This is a genomic window from Limnohabitans sp. Rim8 (assembly GCF_945869175.1).
Lineage (GTDB): Bacteria > Pseudomonadota > Gammaproteobacteria > Burkholderiales > Burkholderiaceae_C > Limnohabitans_A.
This window is the reverse complement of the sequence record NZ_CAMBNZ010000073.1, coordinates 1-14,871: the sequence shown is the minus strand read 5'-3', so window position 1 is coordinate 14,871 and position 14,871 is coordinate 1. Positions and strand designations below refer to the sequence as shown.

The window sequence follows — 14,871 nt, the reverse complement described above, 5'->3', positions numbered from 1 at the left end:
GAGCACAGGTTGGTTGCTGCGCATGTCCACCTGCACGATGGTGCTGCCTGCAAGCGCCATGGGCGAGAGGTGGCTTTGTCTGGCTTGGCGACAGAATACGCAACCATCCAAGCTGACCATGACGATCAGAGGCTGCTTGTTTTTCAGGGCGCGGGCCAGTTCGTCGGGCAGCGATTGGGCAGCGGGCAAGGTGGCAGCACGGCCCGATTGCGCCCAAACGGGGGTGGCCGCAAGCGATACCCCCACCCGCAAAAGCCAGTCACGACGACGCAAAGCAGACAAAGAAAATAGATTCAGGTTGGAGTCCATGAATTGCAGACAGTGGACAATAGCGGGTTTTGTGTGGCGGCATGAAGCTTCGCCAGTGTCGCACTTAGAATATAAGAACCCAATGAATTATTGGAGAAATCCATGAATCTCGCAAGCTTGCTTGAAACCTGGGGAGACTCGAATGTACTGGCCATGGCGGGTGCATTGGTGGGCTTCATCTTTGGCCTGGCGGCCCAGCGCACCCGATTTTGTGCCCGTGCTGCCGTGTTGGAGTGCTGCGAAGGCCAGACGGGCGACCGTTTCAGCGTGTGGTGGCTGGCTTTTGGCGCGGCGCTGGTGGGCGTGCAAGCGCTGGTGTGGGCGGGCGCGCTCAAGCCTGCAGACGCCCGCTACATCAACGCAACTGGCAGCATGTCGGGCGCGGTGTTGGGAGGCTTGTTGTTTGGGGCGGGCATGATTTTGACGCGCGGCTGCGCCAGCCGTTTGCTGATTTTGTCGGCAACCGGCAATTTGCGTGCCTTGCTGGCTGGCCTGGTGTTTGCCGTCACGGTGCAGGCCAGCATTGCTGGGTGGCTGGCACCTGCCCGCCAGGCCTTGGCCAGTGTATGGCCCATCGATGGCGGGGCCGGGCGTGATTTGCTGCAGATCACGGGCATAGGGCCCACGGGTGGGCTGGTGCTGGCGCTGCTGGCTTTGGGCACCGGGTTCTACTTTTTCTTCAAGGCGCACCCGCGTCGCTGGGGCTTGGCGCTGGGGGCCATCGTTGTGGGCCTGAGCATTGCGCTGGGCTGGGGCCTGACACAGGCGATCGCCTCAGAGTCGTTTGAGGCGGTGCAAATTCAAGGGCTCAGCTTCAGCAGCGCATCGGCCGAGATGTTGATGCGGGTCCTGTCCAGCGCCACATCTCCGAGCATGGGCTTTGATGCGGGTTTGCTGCCCGCCACTTTTGCGGGTTCTTTGCTGGGCGCACTGGTGGGTGGCGACTTCAAGTTCGAGGGCTTCAAGACCGAGAACAAACTGGGCCACTACCTCACGGGTGCTGTGCTGATGGGTTTTGGCGCGGTGTTGGCCGGCGGCTGCACCGTGGGTGCGGGCATGACCGGAGGTTCGATCTTTTCACTCACGGCCTGGCTGACCCTGATCGCCATTTGGTTGGGCGCAGGCCTATCCTGGCGCTTGCACCGCAGCATGGGCTGGCAGATCTAACTTTGTCTAAGCGTGGCCTACCGCGCGCTCACCGAGTAATAAAAAAACGCCGCCAGTCCCAAGAACTGCGGCGTTTTTTCAATGGCGTGGCACGCGGCCACGCGCATGGTTCATCAAGCCAACGTGTCGGCCCAGATGTTTTGCGCCCAAGCCCACGCGTAAACACCTTCCAGTTCGTTGGCCGCGCTGGACACGCCACCAGAACCCGGCACGGTCAGCATGGTTTTCTTTTCAGCGTCATAGCGGTGCACACTGGCCACATGCACCACATCCTTGGTGCTGACATAGCTGTAGCAGGTGTTGTTGTAAATGGGCATGGGGTTGACTTCTTTGCCCATCAACAAAGCGATGACCGCTGCCGCACAGGTCTTGCCGTGCTGGTTGGCCATGTGGCCCGATTTGGGCATACCAGGGGCGATCTGGATCGCATCGCCCAAAACGTGCACGTTTTTGGCCGCTTTGGATTCGAAGGTCAAGAAATCCACTTCGCACCAGCGCTTGTTGGCGGTGGCCAGACCCGCGTTGACGGCAATGTCACCGGCCCGCATGGTTGGAATCACGTTGAGCACACTGGCCTTGATGTCGTCATTGAATTCAAACTTCAAGGTCTTGTTGGCCACATTCACATCGGTCACGTTGTGCTTGCTGCGGTACTCGATGATGCCTTTGTAGCGCTCAGTCCAGGCCTTCTTGAACAAAGCCGGCTTAGAAGTGACGTCGTCGTTGGCGTCCAAGATCAGCACCTTGCTCTTGGGCTTGGCTTTGGTGAAGTAGTCGGCCACTTGGCAAGCCCGCTCGTAAGGACCGGGGGGGCATCGGTAGGGAGCCAGCGGGATCGACATGGCGAACACACCACCATCGGGCATGGCTTCAAGTTGCTTGCGCAGGGTCACGGTTTGCTCGCCGGCCTTCCAGGCGTGCATCACTTGCTCTTTGGCGCCTGCACGGTTCATGCCGGGCAGGGTTTCCCACATGAAGTCCACACCGGGCGAGACGATCAGGCGGTCATAGGCCAACTCGGCACCACCAGCCAATTTGACGATGCGCTTGTCGGCATCGATCGTATTGACGCGGTCCTTGATGACCTTGACACCGTGGCGCTTGGTCAGGTTGTCATAGGGGGTCGTGATTTCCGTGATGGTTTTGCTACCGCCAATGACGAGGTTGGACATCGGGCAAGAGATGAATGCATCACTGGGCTCGACCAGGGTGACCTGGATCTTGTGCTCAGACCACATGCGCAGGTATTTAGCGGCCGTGGCACCAGCGTACCCCCCACCAATCACCACCACTTTCGGGCCACTGCCACCACCCACGGTGGCACAACCCGAAACCAGTCCCATGGCACCCAAAGCGGAGCCGGTCTGCAGAAAATGACGACGTTGCATGGCAGTTCTTCCTTATTTCTTCTGGGCGGCAAAGTAGCCAGCGATGGCGGCGATTTGCTCGTCGGAATAGCCCTTGGAGAGCTGGTGCATGATGGTGGCCGCAGGCACGCGACCGGCTTTGTAGTCCAACATTTTTTGAATCGTGACCTCTTTGGGCACACCCGCCAAAGAAATCATGCCCGGTTGGGCATGGCCATCGGTGCCGTGGCAAGCTGCGCACGATGCGGCCCAGCTGCGCACATGCAGAGGATCGACCTGGGCTTGGGCCAGGCCGGAGAGCGCGACCAAGGCGGCCGCTGATAAAGTGTGTTGAATCTTCATGGGTTTTCCTCGAAAAAACAGTCGGGGCGAATGAACGTCTCAACGCCCATCAGGGGCGCAAGTACACAAATTTTTCGTTGGCTTGCAACTTGGCCACTTCGGCTACACCGGAGGGCACCACTTTGGCTTCCATCAGCAGTTTATCGGCAGAGATTTTGCGCGAGACCAAAGTGTTGTTGCACACACGGAACTCCACGCCCTTGTTGACCAAGTCACTGACGCCCCCGGCAAAAGGCTGGTCCATCTGGTTGGTGGCACCGTCGATCAAAAAGTCGATGCCCAGCCCGTGTGTGACGACCACAATTTTGGCAGTCGGATCAGCGGCCAAATGGTTTCGGATGTTGCCGATGGCACGAGATGCCTGGGGTATGCCCTCGCTCAGGTGGTAAACCACCTTGATTTCGGCCCAGCTCAGGGTGCAGGCCAGCAGGCCGACCATCCATAGCAGGTGTTTCTTCATTCATTGCTCCTTAAGTATGGATATTAGTCGGATCAAGGCCGGTTGGGTGCCCGTGAAAACCCGGTCTGAAACTGACGTCGATCTTTCAATCGCTTTCGCTGGCGATCTGCACACACACAGCGCGGCACAGCGAGACCACATGGTCGTTGATGATTCGGTAGTAAATTTGGACACCCTCACGGCGCTTGCCGAGCACACCCGATCGGTAAAGCGTGTTCAAGTGCTGCGACATATTGGGTTGAGTTGTGTCGATCTCGGCCAGCAAGTCGCCCACATTTTTCTCGCCGTTGCACAAAGCGCTGATGATGCGCAGTCGCATGGGCGCAGACATGACGCGAAAAATATCGGCGGCTTTGTCAAAAACCTCCTCAGATTCGGTCAAGTGATTGGTTTTAAATGGGGCGGGTTTGGCCATGGTCGTAGTTTGAATCGCAGGGACACCAAATTTGCCCCTCTTCATCGTATTCGATTCTGACGATCCTTCCTCCCCCACACAAGCATTGTTTTGTTATTTGTTTATTCACAATCAAAGCTAAAGGGGGAGCCACCGGTTTCGGCGGATCGAGTTTTCTTGTCTAAGATGCCCCCATGCAATCCACCCCGACTTTCAGGCAGCGGCTTTTCCTCATTTTGGAGTTTCAAAGCCACAAAGACAGAAAAGCCGCTTGGGTTTTTTCTTGGTTACTGACCTTGATGGTCTTGAGCAACGTTTTGGCGGTGATCTTGGAGTCGGTGCCGTCAATTGAAACCGCATACGGCCAGTACTTAACCCTTTTTGATACTTTTTCGGTGGTTTTTTTCTCTGCCGAATACCTGCTGCGCATCTGGACGGCAGTTGAACGAAAAACCCAGTTCCACAGTTCGGGAAATCGCCGTCGATGGGCTTACGTCTTGAGTTTTCATGGTTTGGTGGATTTGCTGGCCATCCTGCCCTTTCTTTTGCAGACCATGTTCCCAGGTCTGGACCTGCGCTTTTTGCGCGTCATCCGGATCATGCGCATCCTGAAGTTGTCGCACTACACCACCGCGCTGGAAGACTTGTTGGCCTCGATCTATACCGAAAGAGACGCCTTCATCTCGGCGCTTTACCTGCTGGCCTTGTCCATCCTCATCACCTCGTGCTTGATGTACTTTGCAGAACATGCCCTGCAACCCGACAAATTGGGCACCATACCCGATGCCATGTGGTGGTCCATTGTGACCATCACCACCGTGGGCTATGGCGATGTCACACCCTTGTCGCCTTGGGGCAAAGTGATCGGGGCATTCACCGCCATGTCCGGCGTCTTCACTCTGGCATTGCTCACCGGCATCGTGGCTTCGTCCTTTGCCAGCCGGGTGCGCACCCACGAGCTGGAGTTCACCACCGAGGTGGAAGAATTGCTCAAAGACGGGCTTATTGATGAAAAAGAGAAGCGCACCATTGAACACTTGCGCCGGGAGTTCAGCATCACCGAAGACCATGCCCGCGCCATCGTGCGGCAAATTTTGGAAGAGCGCTCAGTGATCCGCCCAAGAGGCTCAAAACCCTGATCGCGCAGAACCACCAGGGCTAAGGTGGCCACTGACAGGTTGGCGCAAAGTCCGGCTGAGCAAGATCACCGGGACCAAGCCCACCAACACCAGCGCCAGCGAGGGCAGTGCCGCTTCGCCCAATCGCTCGTCGCGTGCCAGCTGGTACGCCACGACCGCCAGGGTATCGCTGTTGAAAGGGCGCAACACCATGGTGGCGGGCAGCTCCTTCATCACATCGACAAAAACCAGCAACAGGGCCGCCAAGGTGGTGCGCTGCAACAGCGGCGCGTGCACACGGCGCATCAGGCCCCAGCCCGTCACGCCGAGCATGCGCGCGGAATCGTCCAAACTGACTGGAATGCGGGCATAGCCGCTTTGCACCGACTGCAAAGCCACCGCGCAAAAACGCACCAAATACGCCCAGACCAAGCCCAAAGAGGTTGCCGTGATCCAAGCGACCGCTGACGAAGCCGGCCAGTGTTGCTGAATCCAGCCCAAAGGCAAAAGCAATCCCACCACCACCACCGCACCGGGAATGGCATAACCCAGCCCCACCAGCTGAATGGCCCCTTGTTGGATGGGATTGGCCCGGGTGCGGGCACTGAACGACATGGCCAGCGCCACACCCACGGCGAGCACTGCCGTGACGGCGCCGAGCCGCAAACTCGTCCAAGCCCACTGGCCAAAGCGCTCCCAAGGCATTTCACTGGTCTCACCCACAAAAGCCCGCAGCATGATGAGCACCGGCAGTGCAAAACCCAGCAGCACAGGCAAGCTGCACACGCCCCAAGCCAACCAACAGCGTCCGCCATGCAAGCGCAAGGGCTGCGCTTCGGCCGTACCCTGCCGCGAACCACGACCTTGGTTAAAGCGCATGCGCTTTTGGGCACGCTGCTCCAGCTGCAACAAAACCAACACCACCAACAAAAGCACCGTGGCCAGCTGCGCAGCCGCGATGCGGTTGTCCATCGACAGCCACGCTTTGTAAATGCCCGCGGTGAAGGTCTGGATGCCAAAGTAACTGGACACGCCAAAGTCGGCCAGGGTCTCCATGAGCGCAAGCGCCACGCCAGCCGCCACGGCCGGTCGTGCCAGGGGCAAGGCGATCTCGCGAATCCGACGGGACAAAGGCGCCCCCAATAAGCGGGCCGCCTCCATCAAGCCTGAAGCCCGCTCCACCAAAGCCGTACGGGCCAGCAAATAAACATAAGGGTAGAGCGACAAGGTGAACACCAGCGCCGCCCCCCAGACGCTGCGCACATCGGGCCAAAGTCGTCCTTGCAAACCGAGCGCCTCGCGCAAAGCCCCCTGCAGCGGCCCGCTGAACTGCAAAAAGTCAGTGTAGGCATAAGCCACCACATAGGCCGGCATGGCCAGGGGCAAGAGCAGCAACCACTCAAAAACGCCACGCCCCGGAAAATCAAACAAGGTCACCAGCACCGCGGTGGCCAGCCCCAGCACGGTCACACCCACCGCCACCATGAGGCACAGACCCAGCGTGGTCAGGGTGTAGTCGGGCAGCACGGTGCTGGCCATCTCCAGCAAGATGCTGGCGCTTTCGCTATTGGATTGCAGCCAAGAGCCAAGCACAGCCAAAACTGGCAAGGCCAAAACCAACGCCAGCAGGGCAAAAAGCAAGGTGGAAAGACCCGGTAAACGGCGGGCCAAGGTGGTCAGCATAGTCTTGGATTGTAGAAGCGCAGGCCAACCTGCCTACAATCCAGTGCATGTTTCTAGAACTGCGCCAACTGGACATTCAATACCCCGGCAGCCGCACACCCGCCGTGCAGGGCGTGAACTTGAGCCTCCAGGCTGGTGACATCGGGGTGTTGATTGGGCCTTCGGGTTGCGGTAAGACCACCTTGTTGAGGGCCGTGGCCGGCTTGGAGCCGGTCTCGGGAGGCCAGATTTTGCTGTCAGGCCGGATGGTCAGCGAGAAAAACCACACCGAGCCCGCCGAGCGCAGGCGCATCGGCATGGTGTTCCAGGACTACGCGCTGTTCCCGCACATGGACGTGGGCAGCAACGTCGGTTTTGGTCTGGCGCACCTGTCCAAACCCGAGCGGCAACAACGCGTGGCCGAAGTGCTGACTTTGGTGGGCTTGGACGGCTCTGACAAACGCTTCCCCCACGAACTCTCGGGCGGACAGCAACAACGCGTGGCGCTGGCCCGCGCATTGGCGCCAAAGCCCGATTTGTTGTTGCTGGACGAGCCATTTTCCAACCTGGATGTGGACCTGCGCGAACGCCTGGCCCACGAAGTGCGCAACATCTTGAAGGCCGCCCAAGCCACGGCCTTGCTCGTCACGCACGACCAATTGGAGGCTTTTGCGATTGGCGATGTGATCGGTGTGATGAACCATGGCCATTTGCACCAATGGGACGACGCCTACAGCCTGTACCACCGCCCGGCCACCCGCTTTGTGGCCGACTTCATTGGGCACGGCGTTTTCACGCCTGCTACTCTGCGCGAAGTGGATGGGCATGTTTGGGTCAGCACCCCTGTGGGCGAGCTACGGGATGTGGCCGAATGTCCCCTGCCCTGCGCATTTGAAGGCGGGCAATGTGATGTGCTGTTGCGGGCCGATGACATCGTGCACGACGACGATGCGCCGGTGAAAGCGCAAATCGTGCGCAAGGCCTTTCGAGGTTCAGAGTTTTTGTACACCCTGCGCTTGGCCACAGGCGAGCAACTGATGGCCCATGTGCCCAGCCACCACGACCACAAACTGGGCGAGTGGATCGGCATTCGTGCCGAAGTCGACCATGTGGTCACTTTTAACCGCAGCTGCCCGGTCAATGACCGAGAGCTCTGCCAAATGCCTTGCGCTAAGGCCTCGGCTTGCGAGCACACCGAACCGCAGTACCAGCCGGTCAAATTCGATTAGGGGCGCCTCCGACGGCAAGGGTCGGAGAGTTTTTCAATGGACCCGACTTGGCCTGCGCCATCACCGAACGCAGTAGTAATAGAGCTCGTGTGCACGCACTTCGCTTTCTGTGCGGATGGGTGAAGGGTTGGGCAACTCGGGGGCCAACACCATTTTGTTGGCCAGCGCCCAAATGCGCCCCACGGTGCGAATGCCTTGGTTCCAATCGCCCAAGTTGGCCATGAACTCGTATTCTTCCGCCGTAGGCAAACGGGCCTGGATGCTTTTGCAAGTCCTCTCCGCGGCTTCAGCACTGCCAGTGTGGCTGATCGGCACACCGGGCGCACCCAACAACTCCAAGGTACGACTGCCCATTTGGACTTTGGATGGGAACTGGGTGTGCTGGAATTCAGCGAACAACTGGCTGCTGATGGCCCGCATGACCTGCTCAGGCCGACCAACGGCTTGGTAGTTGTAGGTTCTGCCTGTCGCCACTTGGATGTGCAAGGTCACCACCAAATCGCCTTTGCAAGATGGCGCATAAGAATACGAGCCCCAGGCTATGGCGTTGAGTTGGCCCAGCATGCTGGCATCCAAATAGCCTTGGCGTTTTTCTTCACGCAAATCACGGGCCAAAGCAAAAATCGGGGCCGGGTTGAAAAATGTGATGTTGCGGTTGCGCGGTTGCAGCTTGGTGTATTGCGCGTCCAAAGAGGCTTTGAGGCTGCCCTCCAGCAGCACGTCCATGCCTTTACCGGCACTGGCGCGTTCGCGGTTTTGGTGGGTGTAGCGGTCCAGGGCGTTGATCAAGTCGATCAACTGGGAGGGGTCAGCCCCGGCGTTGAGCAAAGTGACCAGTTGCAAACTTAATTTTTTCTGACTCTCCTGGGCGGTATTGCCGTAAGCCTCTTGGAACTGGCACAGGTCTTGGCCTTTGATGAACGGCACGGTTTGCCAAACCGTGATGGGGCTGTAGTGGTCTGCCCAGACCGGCAGGCAAAACAACAGGGCGAGGAGTCCAAAGCATTTCATGCGACATCTCAATCTGGAAACTAAAAAAATTGTCAAAATTTTCTTCAGATTATCAATCTTTGTTCGCTGTGGGCCGTGATCCAGCACACCCCATCCACTGAATGATTTACAAATTCAGGAACCCAGACCATGATGGCGAATTTATTAAAACAAAATAGCTCAAGGTGGTGCGATGCAGGACAACCTCAACAACCGTTCCAAAATGGCTGCCGTGGACGATGCGCCGGTCGTGCAATGGGTTCAGCAACTGCTGGAGCAAGCGGTCGCGCTCAAAGCCTCCGACCTGCACTTTGAGCCCTACGAACACCGTTACCGCGTGCGCATACGCATCGATGGCGAGTTGCGCGAAGTGGCAACGCCCCCTTCGGCCTTGAAAGACCGCATCGCCTCTCGCATCAAGGTGCTGTCCAGGTTGGACATTGCCGAAAAACGCTTGCCGCAAGACGGTCGCATGAAACTGGTTTTGGCCAGCGAACGCGCGCTCGATTTGCGGGTGAGCACCTTGCCGACCTTGTTTGGCGAAAAGTTGGTGATCCGGGTGCTCGATACCGCACAAGCGCAGCTCGATTTGACCCAGCTGGGGTATGAGCCAGAAGACCTGGCCCGCTTGGTGGAGGCGATTCACCGCCCGCATGGCATGGTGCTGGTGACCGGGCCCACCGGCTCAGGCAAAACCCAATCGCTTTACGCCTGCTTGAACCGGCTCAACACCGCCGAAGTCAACATTGCCACGGTAGAAGACCCCTGCGAAATCCAGCTGCAAGGCATCAACCAGGTGAATGTGCAGGACAAGCCGGGGCTGACATTTGCCATCGCCTTACGGGCTTTTTTGAGGCAAGACCCGGACATCTTGATGGTGGGCGAGGTGCGCGATCTGGAAACGGCCAACATCGCCATTCAAGCGGCGCAAACAGGCCATTTGGTGCTGTCCACTTTGCACACCAACGACGCACCGAGCACTTTGGTGCGCCTTCGCAACATGGGCACCGCAGCCTACAACATCGCCGCCAGCGTGACCCTGATCACGGCGCAACGCTTGGTCCGCTGCCTGTGCCCACAGTGTAAGGTGCCTGTGAATTTGCCGGCCGATGTGTGCTTGCAAGCGGGTTGGCCCGCCGGCTGGCTGACCGCGCCAATGGTCCAAGCCTACCAACCGGTCGGTTGTGCACACTGCCACAAAGGCTTCGCCGGGCGCACCGGGATTTTCCAAGTCATGCCCATCAGTGCTGAGATGCAGCGCCTGATCTTGCAAGAAGCGGGCACCCCAGCACTGACCGAGCAAGCCCAACGCGAAGGGGTGAGCACCCTGCGTATGGCAGGCCTGCGCAAAGTCCGGCAAGGTGTGACCTCATTGGACGAGGTCTTGGCCAACACCCGGTATGACGCATGAGCCAGCTCCACTCATTCACTTGGCAAGGGCAAGATGCTCAGGGCCGCAAACGGCAAGGACGGCTGAAAGCCCCTACCGTCGGGCTGGCCCGTGCCCAATTGCGCAGACAGGGCCTGCAACAAATTCAGCTGCAACGCCTGTGGTGGAACCACAACCCCCGAGTACGTCCTGAAGAGCTCTCGCTCATGACGCGACAATTGGCGGCCTTGCTCCGGGCGGGTATGCCACTGTTGCAGTCCTTGGAGATGTTGTCGCGCAGCCTGCCATCTTTGGCACTGACCGAGCTGGTGCAACAGGTACACAACGATGTGGCATCAGGCACCGCCTTGTACGAAGCCCTGGCCAAACACCCCGCACATTTTTCAGGCCTGTACATCAGCTTGGTACAAGCCGGTGAGTCAGCCGGTATTTTGGACACCATGATGGAGCGCTTGGCGCAAACACTGGAAAAGAACGAAGCCCTGCGCTCGCAGGTTCGATCGGCACTGATGTACCCCACGGCGGTGATGGGCGTGGCCATCGCGGTGCTGGTGTTGATCTTGATGTTCGTGGTGCCGGTATTTGAGGATGTCTTCAAATCCTTTGGCGCCGACCTGCCATGGCCCACCCAAATGGTGGTGGGGCTGAGTGAGGGACTGAGTTCGTATGGCCCAATGGCGCTGGTGCTTTTTTTAGCCGGGTTGTGGTGGTGGCAGTCTGCACAACAAAAAACCACACCCAGTGCCATCCGGGTAAAGCTTTGGCGTGACCGCTGGCTGCTCAAAATGCCCGTCTTGGGTGCGCTGCTGAGCACGGCCGTGGTGGCCCGTTGGGCGCAGACCTTGTCGGCCTTGCTGGCCGCGGGTGTGCCCTTGGCTGAAGCCTTGGGGCCTGTGGCCCAAGCCTGTGATCAAGCGGTCTATGGGCGTTTGACTTGGCAACTGCAAAGGCAAGTGGCACAGGGCAGCCGTTTGAGCGAGGGCATGGCCCAAAGCGGCCGATTTGCCCCGATGATCGTGCAGTTGTGCGCCACAGGTGAAGAGACGGGATCCTTGGACCATTTGCTGGCAAGAGCAGGTGCCTTGATGGAAACCGAACTCGACGACCGCGTCAATGGTTTGTCCAGTTTGCTGGAACCGTTGATCATCGTGGTGCTGGGCGGCCTGATTGGCGGTATTCTAGTGGCCATGTATTTGCCAATTTTTCGCTTGGGACAGGTCTTTTGACATGCACTTGGACCTCTTTTCCTGGATCCTGGTGGTCTTGTTCGGTTTGGCGATCGGCAGTTTTTTGAACGTGGTGATTCACCGCCTGCCCCGCATGATGGCAGCGCAATGGGCAGCCGAGGCGAGTGCAGAAGCGACCGAAGTGGACAAGCAGCCTTTGCCTCAAGGCCGTTACAACATCGCTGTCCCCAGTTCGCATTGCCCACACTGCGGCCATGAACTGTCGTGGTACGAGAACATTCCCGTGCTCAGCTTCCTGTGGCTCCAAGGTCGGTGCCAAGCATGCCGCACGCCCATTGGCTGGCGCTATCCTTTCATCGAAATGGTGTGTGCTGCCTTGTTCGCCTGGAATTTCGGCCAGCATGGCCTGAGCGCCAGCGCCTTGGCATGGTCAGGTTTTGCCGCCGCCTTGATCGCTTTGGCCGCCATTGACGCCGACACCACCTTGTTGCCCGACGCCATCACGCAGCCTTTGGTGTGGTCAGGGTTGATGGCCGCGGGTTTGGGTCTCACCCAGATCAACCTGAACAACGCCCTGTGGGGGGCGGTGGTGGGTTATTTGTTTTTGTGGTCGGTGTATTGGCTGTTCAAGCTCATCACCCAAAAAGAAGGCATGGGCCAAGGCGACTTCAAGCTGCTGGCTGCTTTAGGGGCTTGGCTGGGCTGGCCTGCCTTGCTGTCCTTGGTCTTGATCGCATCCCTGTCGGGCGTAGCTTATGGCCTGTGGTTGCGCGCTCGCCAACGCATGCCACAAGACGGACAAATCCCCTTTGGTCCCTTTTTGGTTTTCGCAGGTCTTTGGGTCATGGTCTCTGGCCCCCTGCCTGACCTTCATTTATAAATCATGAACATTCAACACCCATGGCGCATTGGCCTGACGGGCGGCATCGGCAGCGGCAAAAGTACGGTGGCGGGCCTGTTGGCCGCCAAAGGCGCTGCCGTGATCGATGCCGACGCGATTTCGCGCAGCTTGACCACCCCAGGCGGACTGGCCATGGCCGCGATTGCCCAGACTTTCGGACCCCATATGCTCGATGCCCAAGGCGCGATGGACCGGCAGGCCATGCGCGAGGCCGTGCTTCAAAACCTCCAAGCCAAGCAACGGCTTGAAGCCATCATCCACCCTTTGGTCAGCCAGATCACCGCAGAGCAAGCGCTAGCGGCGGTGCAAAGTGGCCACCGCGTGTTGGTGTTTGACGTGCCCTTGCTGGTCGAGTCGGGTGAGCGTTGGCGTAAGCAGGTGGACCGGGTGCTCGTGGTGGACTGCGATGCCCAGACCCAGCGACAAAGGGTAGTGGCCCGCAGCGGTTTAGCAATTGAAGAAATTGACCGAATCATCGCCTTGCAAGCAACCCGTGCGCAGCGCTTGGCCTGCGCGGACCAAGTGATCTTCAACCAGGGCCTGGGTCTGTCCGAATTAGCGGCACAAGTGGCTCAAGTGGCCGCTGACTTCGGGCTATGATGGCGGCACTGGAAGACGCCGCGTGATACTGTACGAATACCCTTTTAACGAACGCATCCGCACTTACCTGCGCTTGCAACAATTGTTCAACCGCCTGGGTCTATTGATGGCCCGCACCGAGGCCGTGGACCATCACTTTGCGCTGACCACCTTGTTCGAGATCATCGAAGTGGCTTCGCGCTCGGAACTCAAATCCGATGTGCTCAAAGACCTGGACCGCCAAAAGCAGCTCTACAACGGCTACCGCGGCAACCCGGTCATCTCCGAGAAAGCTTTGGACGGCCTGATTGCACAGCTTGACGAGCACTTCGAAGCGCTCAACCAAGTCAGCGGCAAAATCGGCCAAGGCCTGAACGACAACGATTTCCTCATGGCACTGCGCAGCCGCGCCGTGATTCCAGGCGGCACTTGCGAGTTTGACCTGCCCGCTTACCATGCCTGGCAACACCACAGTGCAGCCAGCCGCGCCCAAGACCTGTCGCAGTGGGTCACACCGTTTGGCCCCTTGGCCCAAGCCGTTAAATTGCTGCTGAAAATGTTGCGCGAGTCGGGCTCCAGCCAAAAAGTCATGGCCACAGCCGGTCAATTGCAGCAAAACCTGCCCCAAGGCCGCACGTTCCAACTGTTGCGGCTCAAAATCGATCCTTCACTGGGCATCACCCCCGAAATCAGCTGCAACCGCTTGCTTGTGGTCATCCGCATGATGCAACAGCAAGCCGATGGCAAATTGCTGGCCAGCACCGACGATGTGCCTTTTGAGATGTCTTTGTGCGCATGAGCGACGCGAACCAGCCCCAAGCCTTCCAACCCCGCAAAGTGCGCTGCCCGGCCTGCACGGGCACCAGTCTTTACAGTCCCAACAATCCCTATCGGCCCTTTTGCAGTGCACGCTGCAAAGGTGTGGACTTCGGTGCTTGGGCCAGTGAAGAATTCAAACTGCCTGACGACACCCCACCCGACGAGCCCTTTGGCGATCCGCGTTTGCAGTGAGTAGTCAATCAGTGGTGCTCGCTGTGCGCTGTGTTGTGGGTGCAGGCTGTGAATTGCCGCTCTTGGGCCAACCAACTCAACACCGGCACCGTCCCCGGCAAAACCGGCACCACAGCCACCGGGAGCGACTGCCAAGCGTGTGATTGCGCCTCGCGCATTTGCAACTCGCCCTGCCAGTCCCATACCTTGCAAAAATGCAGACGCACCAAAGCGTGTGGGTAATCGACCATCTGGGTTTTCCAGACCTGGGCTGTCCCTATGGAGATGCCCAACTCTTCTTGCAACTCTCGGCGCAGCGCCTGCTCCACCGACTCGCCGGCCTCCAATTTCCCGCCAGGAAACTCCCAATAACCTGCGTACACCTTGCCTTCGGGTCGCGAGGTCAGCAAAAACTGGCCATCGGCTTGCAGCAGCACACCCACCGCCACATCGACCACGGCACGCTCGGGCTGACCAACGACCAGGTCTTCGCGTGCGCGCTCACTATCGGCGACAAGCAGGTCTTGGCTCATGTGTGGCTCATGCCTGACCGGGTTGGCGGCCCATCATGTCCCGTGCAAATTGGTAGGCCACACGGCCACTGCGAGAGCCGCGCTCCAAGGCCCAGAGCAAGGCATCAGGACGGGCGGCTTGGATTTGGGCGGGCGTAGCGCCCAGGGCAGTGAGCCACTGTCCGGCAATGGTCAGGTACTCGTCTTGCGAGAAGGGGTAAAAACTGATCCACAGACCAAAGCGCTCAGACAGGGAAATTTTTTCTTCCACCCC

16 protein-coding genes and 2 pseudogenes are annotated in these 14,871 nt (G+C 58.8%); 9 read left to right on the top strand and 9 right to left on the bottom strand.

Translation table 11 applies throughout. The features are described 5' to 3' along the window. Positions 1 to 309, bottom strand: a pseudogene (locus Q0O19_RS10985) (hypothetical protein); the annotation flags it as partial. A gap of 102 nt (positions 310 to 411) precedes the next feature. Here Q0O19_RS10985 and Q0O19_RS10980 point away from each other — a divergent pair. Continuing rightward, on the top strand, positions 412 to 1,476 hold the full coding sequence (locus tag Q0O19_RS10980; RefSeq protein WP_295522927.1) for a YeeE/YedE family protein: 1,065 nt from the start codon (positions 412 to 414) through the stop codon (positions 1,474 to 1,476). Between the two features lie 113 nt (positions 1,477 to 1,589). Here Q0O19_RS10980 and Q0O19_RS10975 read toward each other — a convergent pair whose 3' ends face one another. The 4 genes from Q0O19_RS10975 to Q0O19_RS10960 form a co-directional block, all read right to left on the bottom strand. Next, complete coding sequence (locus tag Q0O19_RS10975; protein WP_295522926.1) at positions 1,590 to 2,864, bottom strand: FCSD flavin-binding domain-containing protein; 1,275 nt, start codon at positions 2,862 to 2,864, stop codon at positions 1,590 to 1,592. A gap of 12 nt (positions 2,865 to 2,876) precedes the next feature. After that, positions 2,877 to 3,185 (bottom strand): c-type cytochrome, encoded by a 309-nt coding sequence (locus Q0O19_RS10970; RefSeq protein ID WP_295522924.1) that lies wholly within the window; start codon positions 3,183 to 3,185, stop codon positions 2,877 to 2,879. Between the two features lie 49 nt (positions 3,186 to 3,234). Beyond that, a complete protein-coding gene (locus tag Q0O19_RS10965) occupies positions 3,235 to 3,645 on the bottom strand; it encodes a DsrE family protein (protein WP_295522922.1) in 411 nt (136 codons plus the stop codon). 85 nt (positions 3,646 to 3,730) lie between these two features. Then, a complete protein-coding gene (locus Q0O19_RS10960) occupies positions 3,731 to 4,060 on the bottom strand; it encodes a metalloregulator ArsR/SmtB family transcription factor (protein WP_295522921.1) in 330 nt (109 codons plus the stop codon). Between the two features lie 173 nt (positions 4,061 to 4,233). On the opposite strand from Q0O19_RS10960, the gene Q0O19_RS10955 reads away from it, so the two are divergent. Then, a complete protein-coding gene (locus Q0O19_RS10955; protein ID WP_295522919.1) occupies positions 4,234 to 5,178 on the top strand; it encodes an ion transporter in 945 nt (314 codons plus the stop codon). Here the strand turns inward: Q0O19_RS10955 and Q0O19_RS10950 are convergent. Continuing rightward, positions 5,167 to 6,840, bottom strand: a complete 1,674-nt coding sequence (locus tag Q0O19_RS10950; protein ID WP_295522917.1) for an iron ABC transporter permease — start codon at positions 6,838 to 6,840, stop codon at positions 5,167 to 5,169. The two genes, Q0O19_RS10955 and Q0O19_RS10950, sit on opposite strands and share 12 nt — an antisense overlap. Before the next feature lie 47 nt (positions 6,841 to 6,887). On the opposite strand from Q0O19_RS10950, the gene Q0O19_RS10945 reads away from it, so the two are divergent. Then, on the top strand, positions 6,888 to 8,048 hold the full coding sequence (locus Q0O19_RS10945; RefSeq protein ID WP_295522915.1) for an ABC transporter ATP-binding protein: 1,161 nt from the start codon (positions 6,888 to 6,890) through the stop codon (positions 8,046 to 8,048). Positions 8,049 to 8,108: 60 nt separating this feature from the next. Here Q0O19_RS10945 and Q0O19_RS10940 read toward each other — a convergent pair whose 3' ends face one another. Beyond that, positions 8,109 to 9,059 (bottom strand): hypothetical protein, encoded by a 951-nt coding sequence (locus tag Q0O19_RS10940; protein WP_295522913.1) that lies wholly within the window; start codon positions 9,057 to 9,059, stop codon positions 8,109 to 8,111. Positions 9,060 to 9,264: 205 nt separating this feature from the next. Here Q0O19_RS10940 and Q0O19_RS10935 point away from each other — a divergent pair. The 6 genes and pseudogenes from Q0O19_RS10935 to Q0O19_RS10910 form a co-directional block, all read left to right on the top strand. Continuing rightward, positions 9,265 to 10,449, top strand: a pseudogene (locus Q0O19_RS10935) (ATPase, T2SS/T4P/T4SS family); the annotation flags it as partial. After that, a complete protein-coding gene (locus Q0O19_RS10930; protein WP_295522911.1) occupies positions 10,446 to 11,654 on the top strand; it encodes a type II secretion system F family protein in 1,209 nt (402 codons plus the stop codon). The pseudogene Q0O19_RS10935 and the gene Q0O19_RS10930, both read left to right, overlap by 4 nt. 1 nt (position 11,655) lies before the next feature. Beyond that, positions 11,656 to 12,495 carry an A24 family peptidase gene (locus Q0O19_RS10925; protein ID WP_295522909.1) on the top strand — a complete coding sequence of 280 codons (840 nt, stop codon included), beginning with the start codon at positions 11,656 to 11,658 and terminating at the stop codon, positions 12,493 to 12,495. 3 nt (positions 12,496 to 12,498) lie between these two features. Beyond that, positions 12,499 to 13,116 (top strand): dephospho-CoA kinase, encoded by a 618-nt coding sequence (gene coaE, locus Q0O19_RS10920; RefSeq protein ID WP_295522907.1) that lies wholly within the window; start codon positions 12,499 to 12,501, stop codon positions 13,114 to 13,116. A gap of 22 nt (positions 13,117 to 13,138) precedes the next feature. Beyond that, positions 13,139 to 13,894 carry a cell division protein ZapD gene (gene zapD, locus Q0O19_RS10915; protein WP_295522905.1) on the top strand — a complete coding sequence of 252 codons (756 nt, stop codon included), beginning with the start codon at positions 13,139 to 13,141 and terminating at the stop codon, positions 13,892 to 13,894. Next, positions 13,891 to 14,106 carry a DNA gyrase inhibitor YacG gene (locus Q0O19_RS10910; RefSeq protein ID WP_295522903.1) on the top strand — a complete coding sequence of 72 codons (216 nt, stop codon included), beginning with the start codon at positions 13,891 to 13,893 and terminating at the stop codon, positions 14,104 to 14,106. The genes zapD and Q0O19_RS10910 overlap by 4 nt, the downstream gene beginning before the upstream one ends. A gap of 8 nt (positions 14,107 to 14,114) precedes the next feature. Here the strand turns inward: Q0O19_RS10910 and Q0O19_RS10905 are convergent, their stop codons facing one another. Then, the gene (locus tag Q0O19_RS10905; protein ID WP_295522901.1) at positions 14,115 to 14,618 is read right to left on the bottom strand and encodes an NUDIX domain-containing protein; all 504 of its coding nucleotides are present in this window, start codon (positions 14,616 to 14,618) and stop codon (positions 14,115 to 14,117) included. 7 nt (positions 14,619 to 14,625) lie between these two features. Further along, positions 14,626 to 14,871, bottom strand: a 246-nt coding sequence (locus Q0O19_RS10900) for a DUF815 domain-containing protein (protein ID WP_295522900.1), incomplete at its 5' end; no start/stop codon positions are given.

Bases quoted from the DNA above. Each gene is read 5' to 3' on its own strand.
- Q0O19_RS10980 (WP_295522927.1), top strand. From the start codon at position 412: ATGAATCTCGCAAGCTTGCTTGAAACCTGGGGAGACTCGAATGTACTG.
- Q0O19_RS10975 (WP_295522926.1), bottom strand. From the start codon at position 2,864: ATGCAACGTCGTCATTTTCTGCAGACCGGCTCCGCTTTGGGTGCCATG.
- Q0O19_RS10970 (WP_295522924.1), bottom strand. From the start codon at position 3,185: ATGAAGATTCAACACACTTTATCAGCGGCCGCCTTGGTCGCGCTCTCC.
- Q0O19_RS10965 (WP_295522922.1), bottom strand. From the start codon at position 3,645: ATGAAGAAACACCTGCTATGGATGGTCGGCCTGCTGGCCTGCACCCTG.
- Q0O19_RS10960 (WP_295522921.1), bottom strand. From the start codon at position 4,060: ATGGCCAAACCCGCCCCATTTAAAACCAATCACTTGACCGAATCTGAG.
- Q0O19_RS10955 (WP_295522919.1), top strand. From the start codon at position 4,234: ATGCAATCCACCCCGACTTTCAGGCAGCGGCTTTTCCTCATTTTGGAG.
- Q0O19_RS10950 (WP_295522917.1), bottom strand. From the start codon at position 6,840: ATGCTGACCACCTTGGCCCGCCGTTTACCGGGTCTTTCCACCTTGCTT.
- Q0O19_RS10945 (WP_295522915.1), top strand. From the start codon at position 6,888: ATGTTTCTAGAACTGCGCCAACTGGACATTCAATACCCCGGCAGCCGC.
- Q0O19_RS10940 (WP_295522913.1), bottom strand. From the start codon at position 9,059: ATGAAATGCTTTGGACTCCTCGCCCTGTTGTTTTGCCTGCCGGTCTGG.
- Q0O19_RS10930 (WP_295522911.1), top strand. From the start codon at position 10,446: ATGAGCCAGCTCCACTCATTCACTTGGCAAGGGCAAGATGCTCAGGGC.
- Q0O19_RS10925 (WP_295522909.1), top strand. From the start codon at position 11,656: ATGCACTTGGACCTCTTTTCCTGGATCCTGGTGGTCTTGTTCGGTTTG.
- coaE (WP_295522907.1), top strand. From the start codon at position 12,499: ATGAACATTCAACACCCATGGCGCATTGGCCTGACGGGCGGCATCGGC.
- Q0O19_RS10910 (WP_295522903.1), top strand. From the start codon at position 13,891: ATGAGCGACGCGAACCAGCCCCAAGCCTTCCAACCCCGCAAAGTGCGC.
- Q0O19_RS10905 (WP_295522901.1), bottom strand. From the start codon at position 14,618: ATGAGCCAAGACCTGCTTGTCGCCGATAGTGAGCGCGCACGCGAAGAC.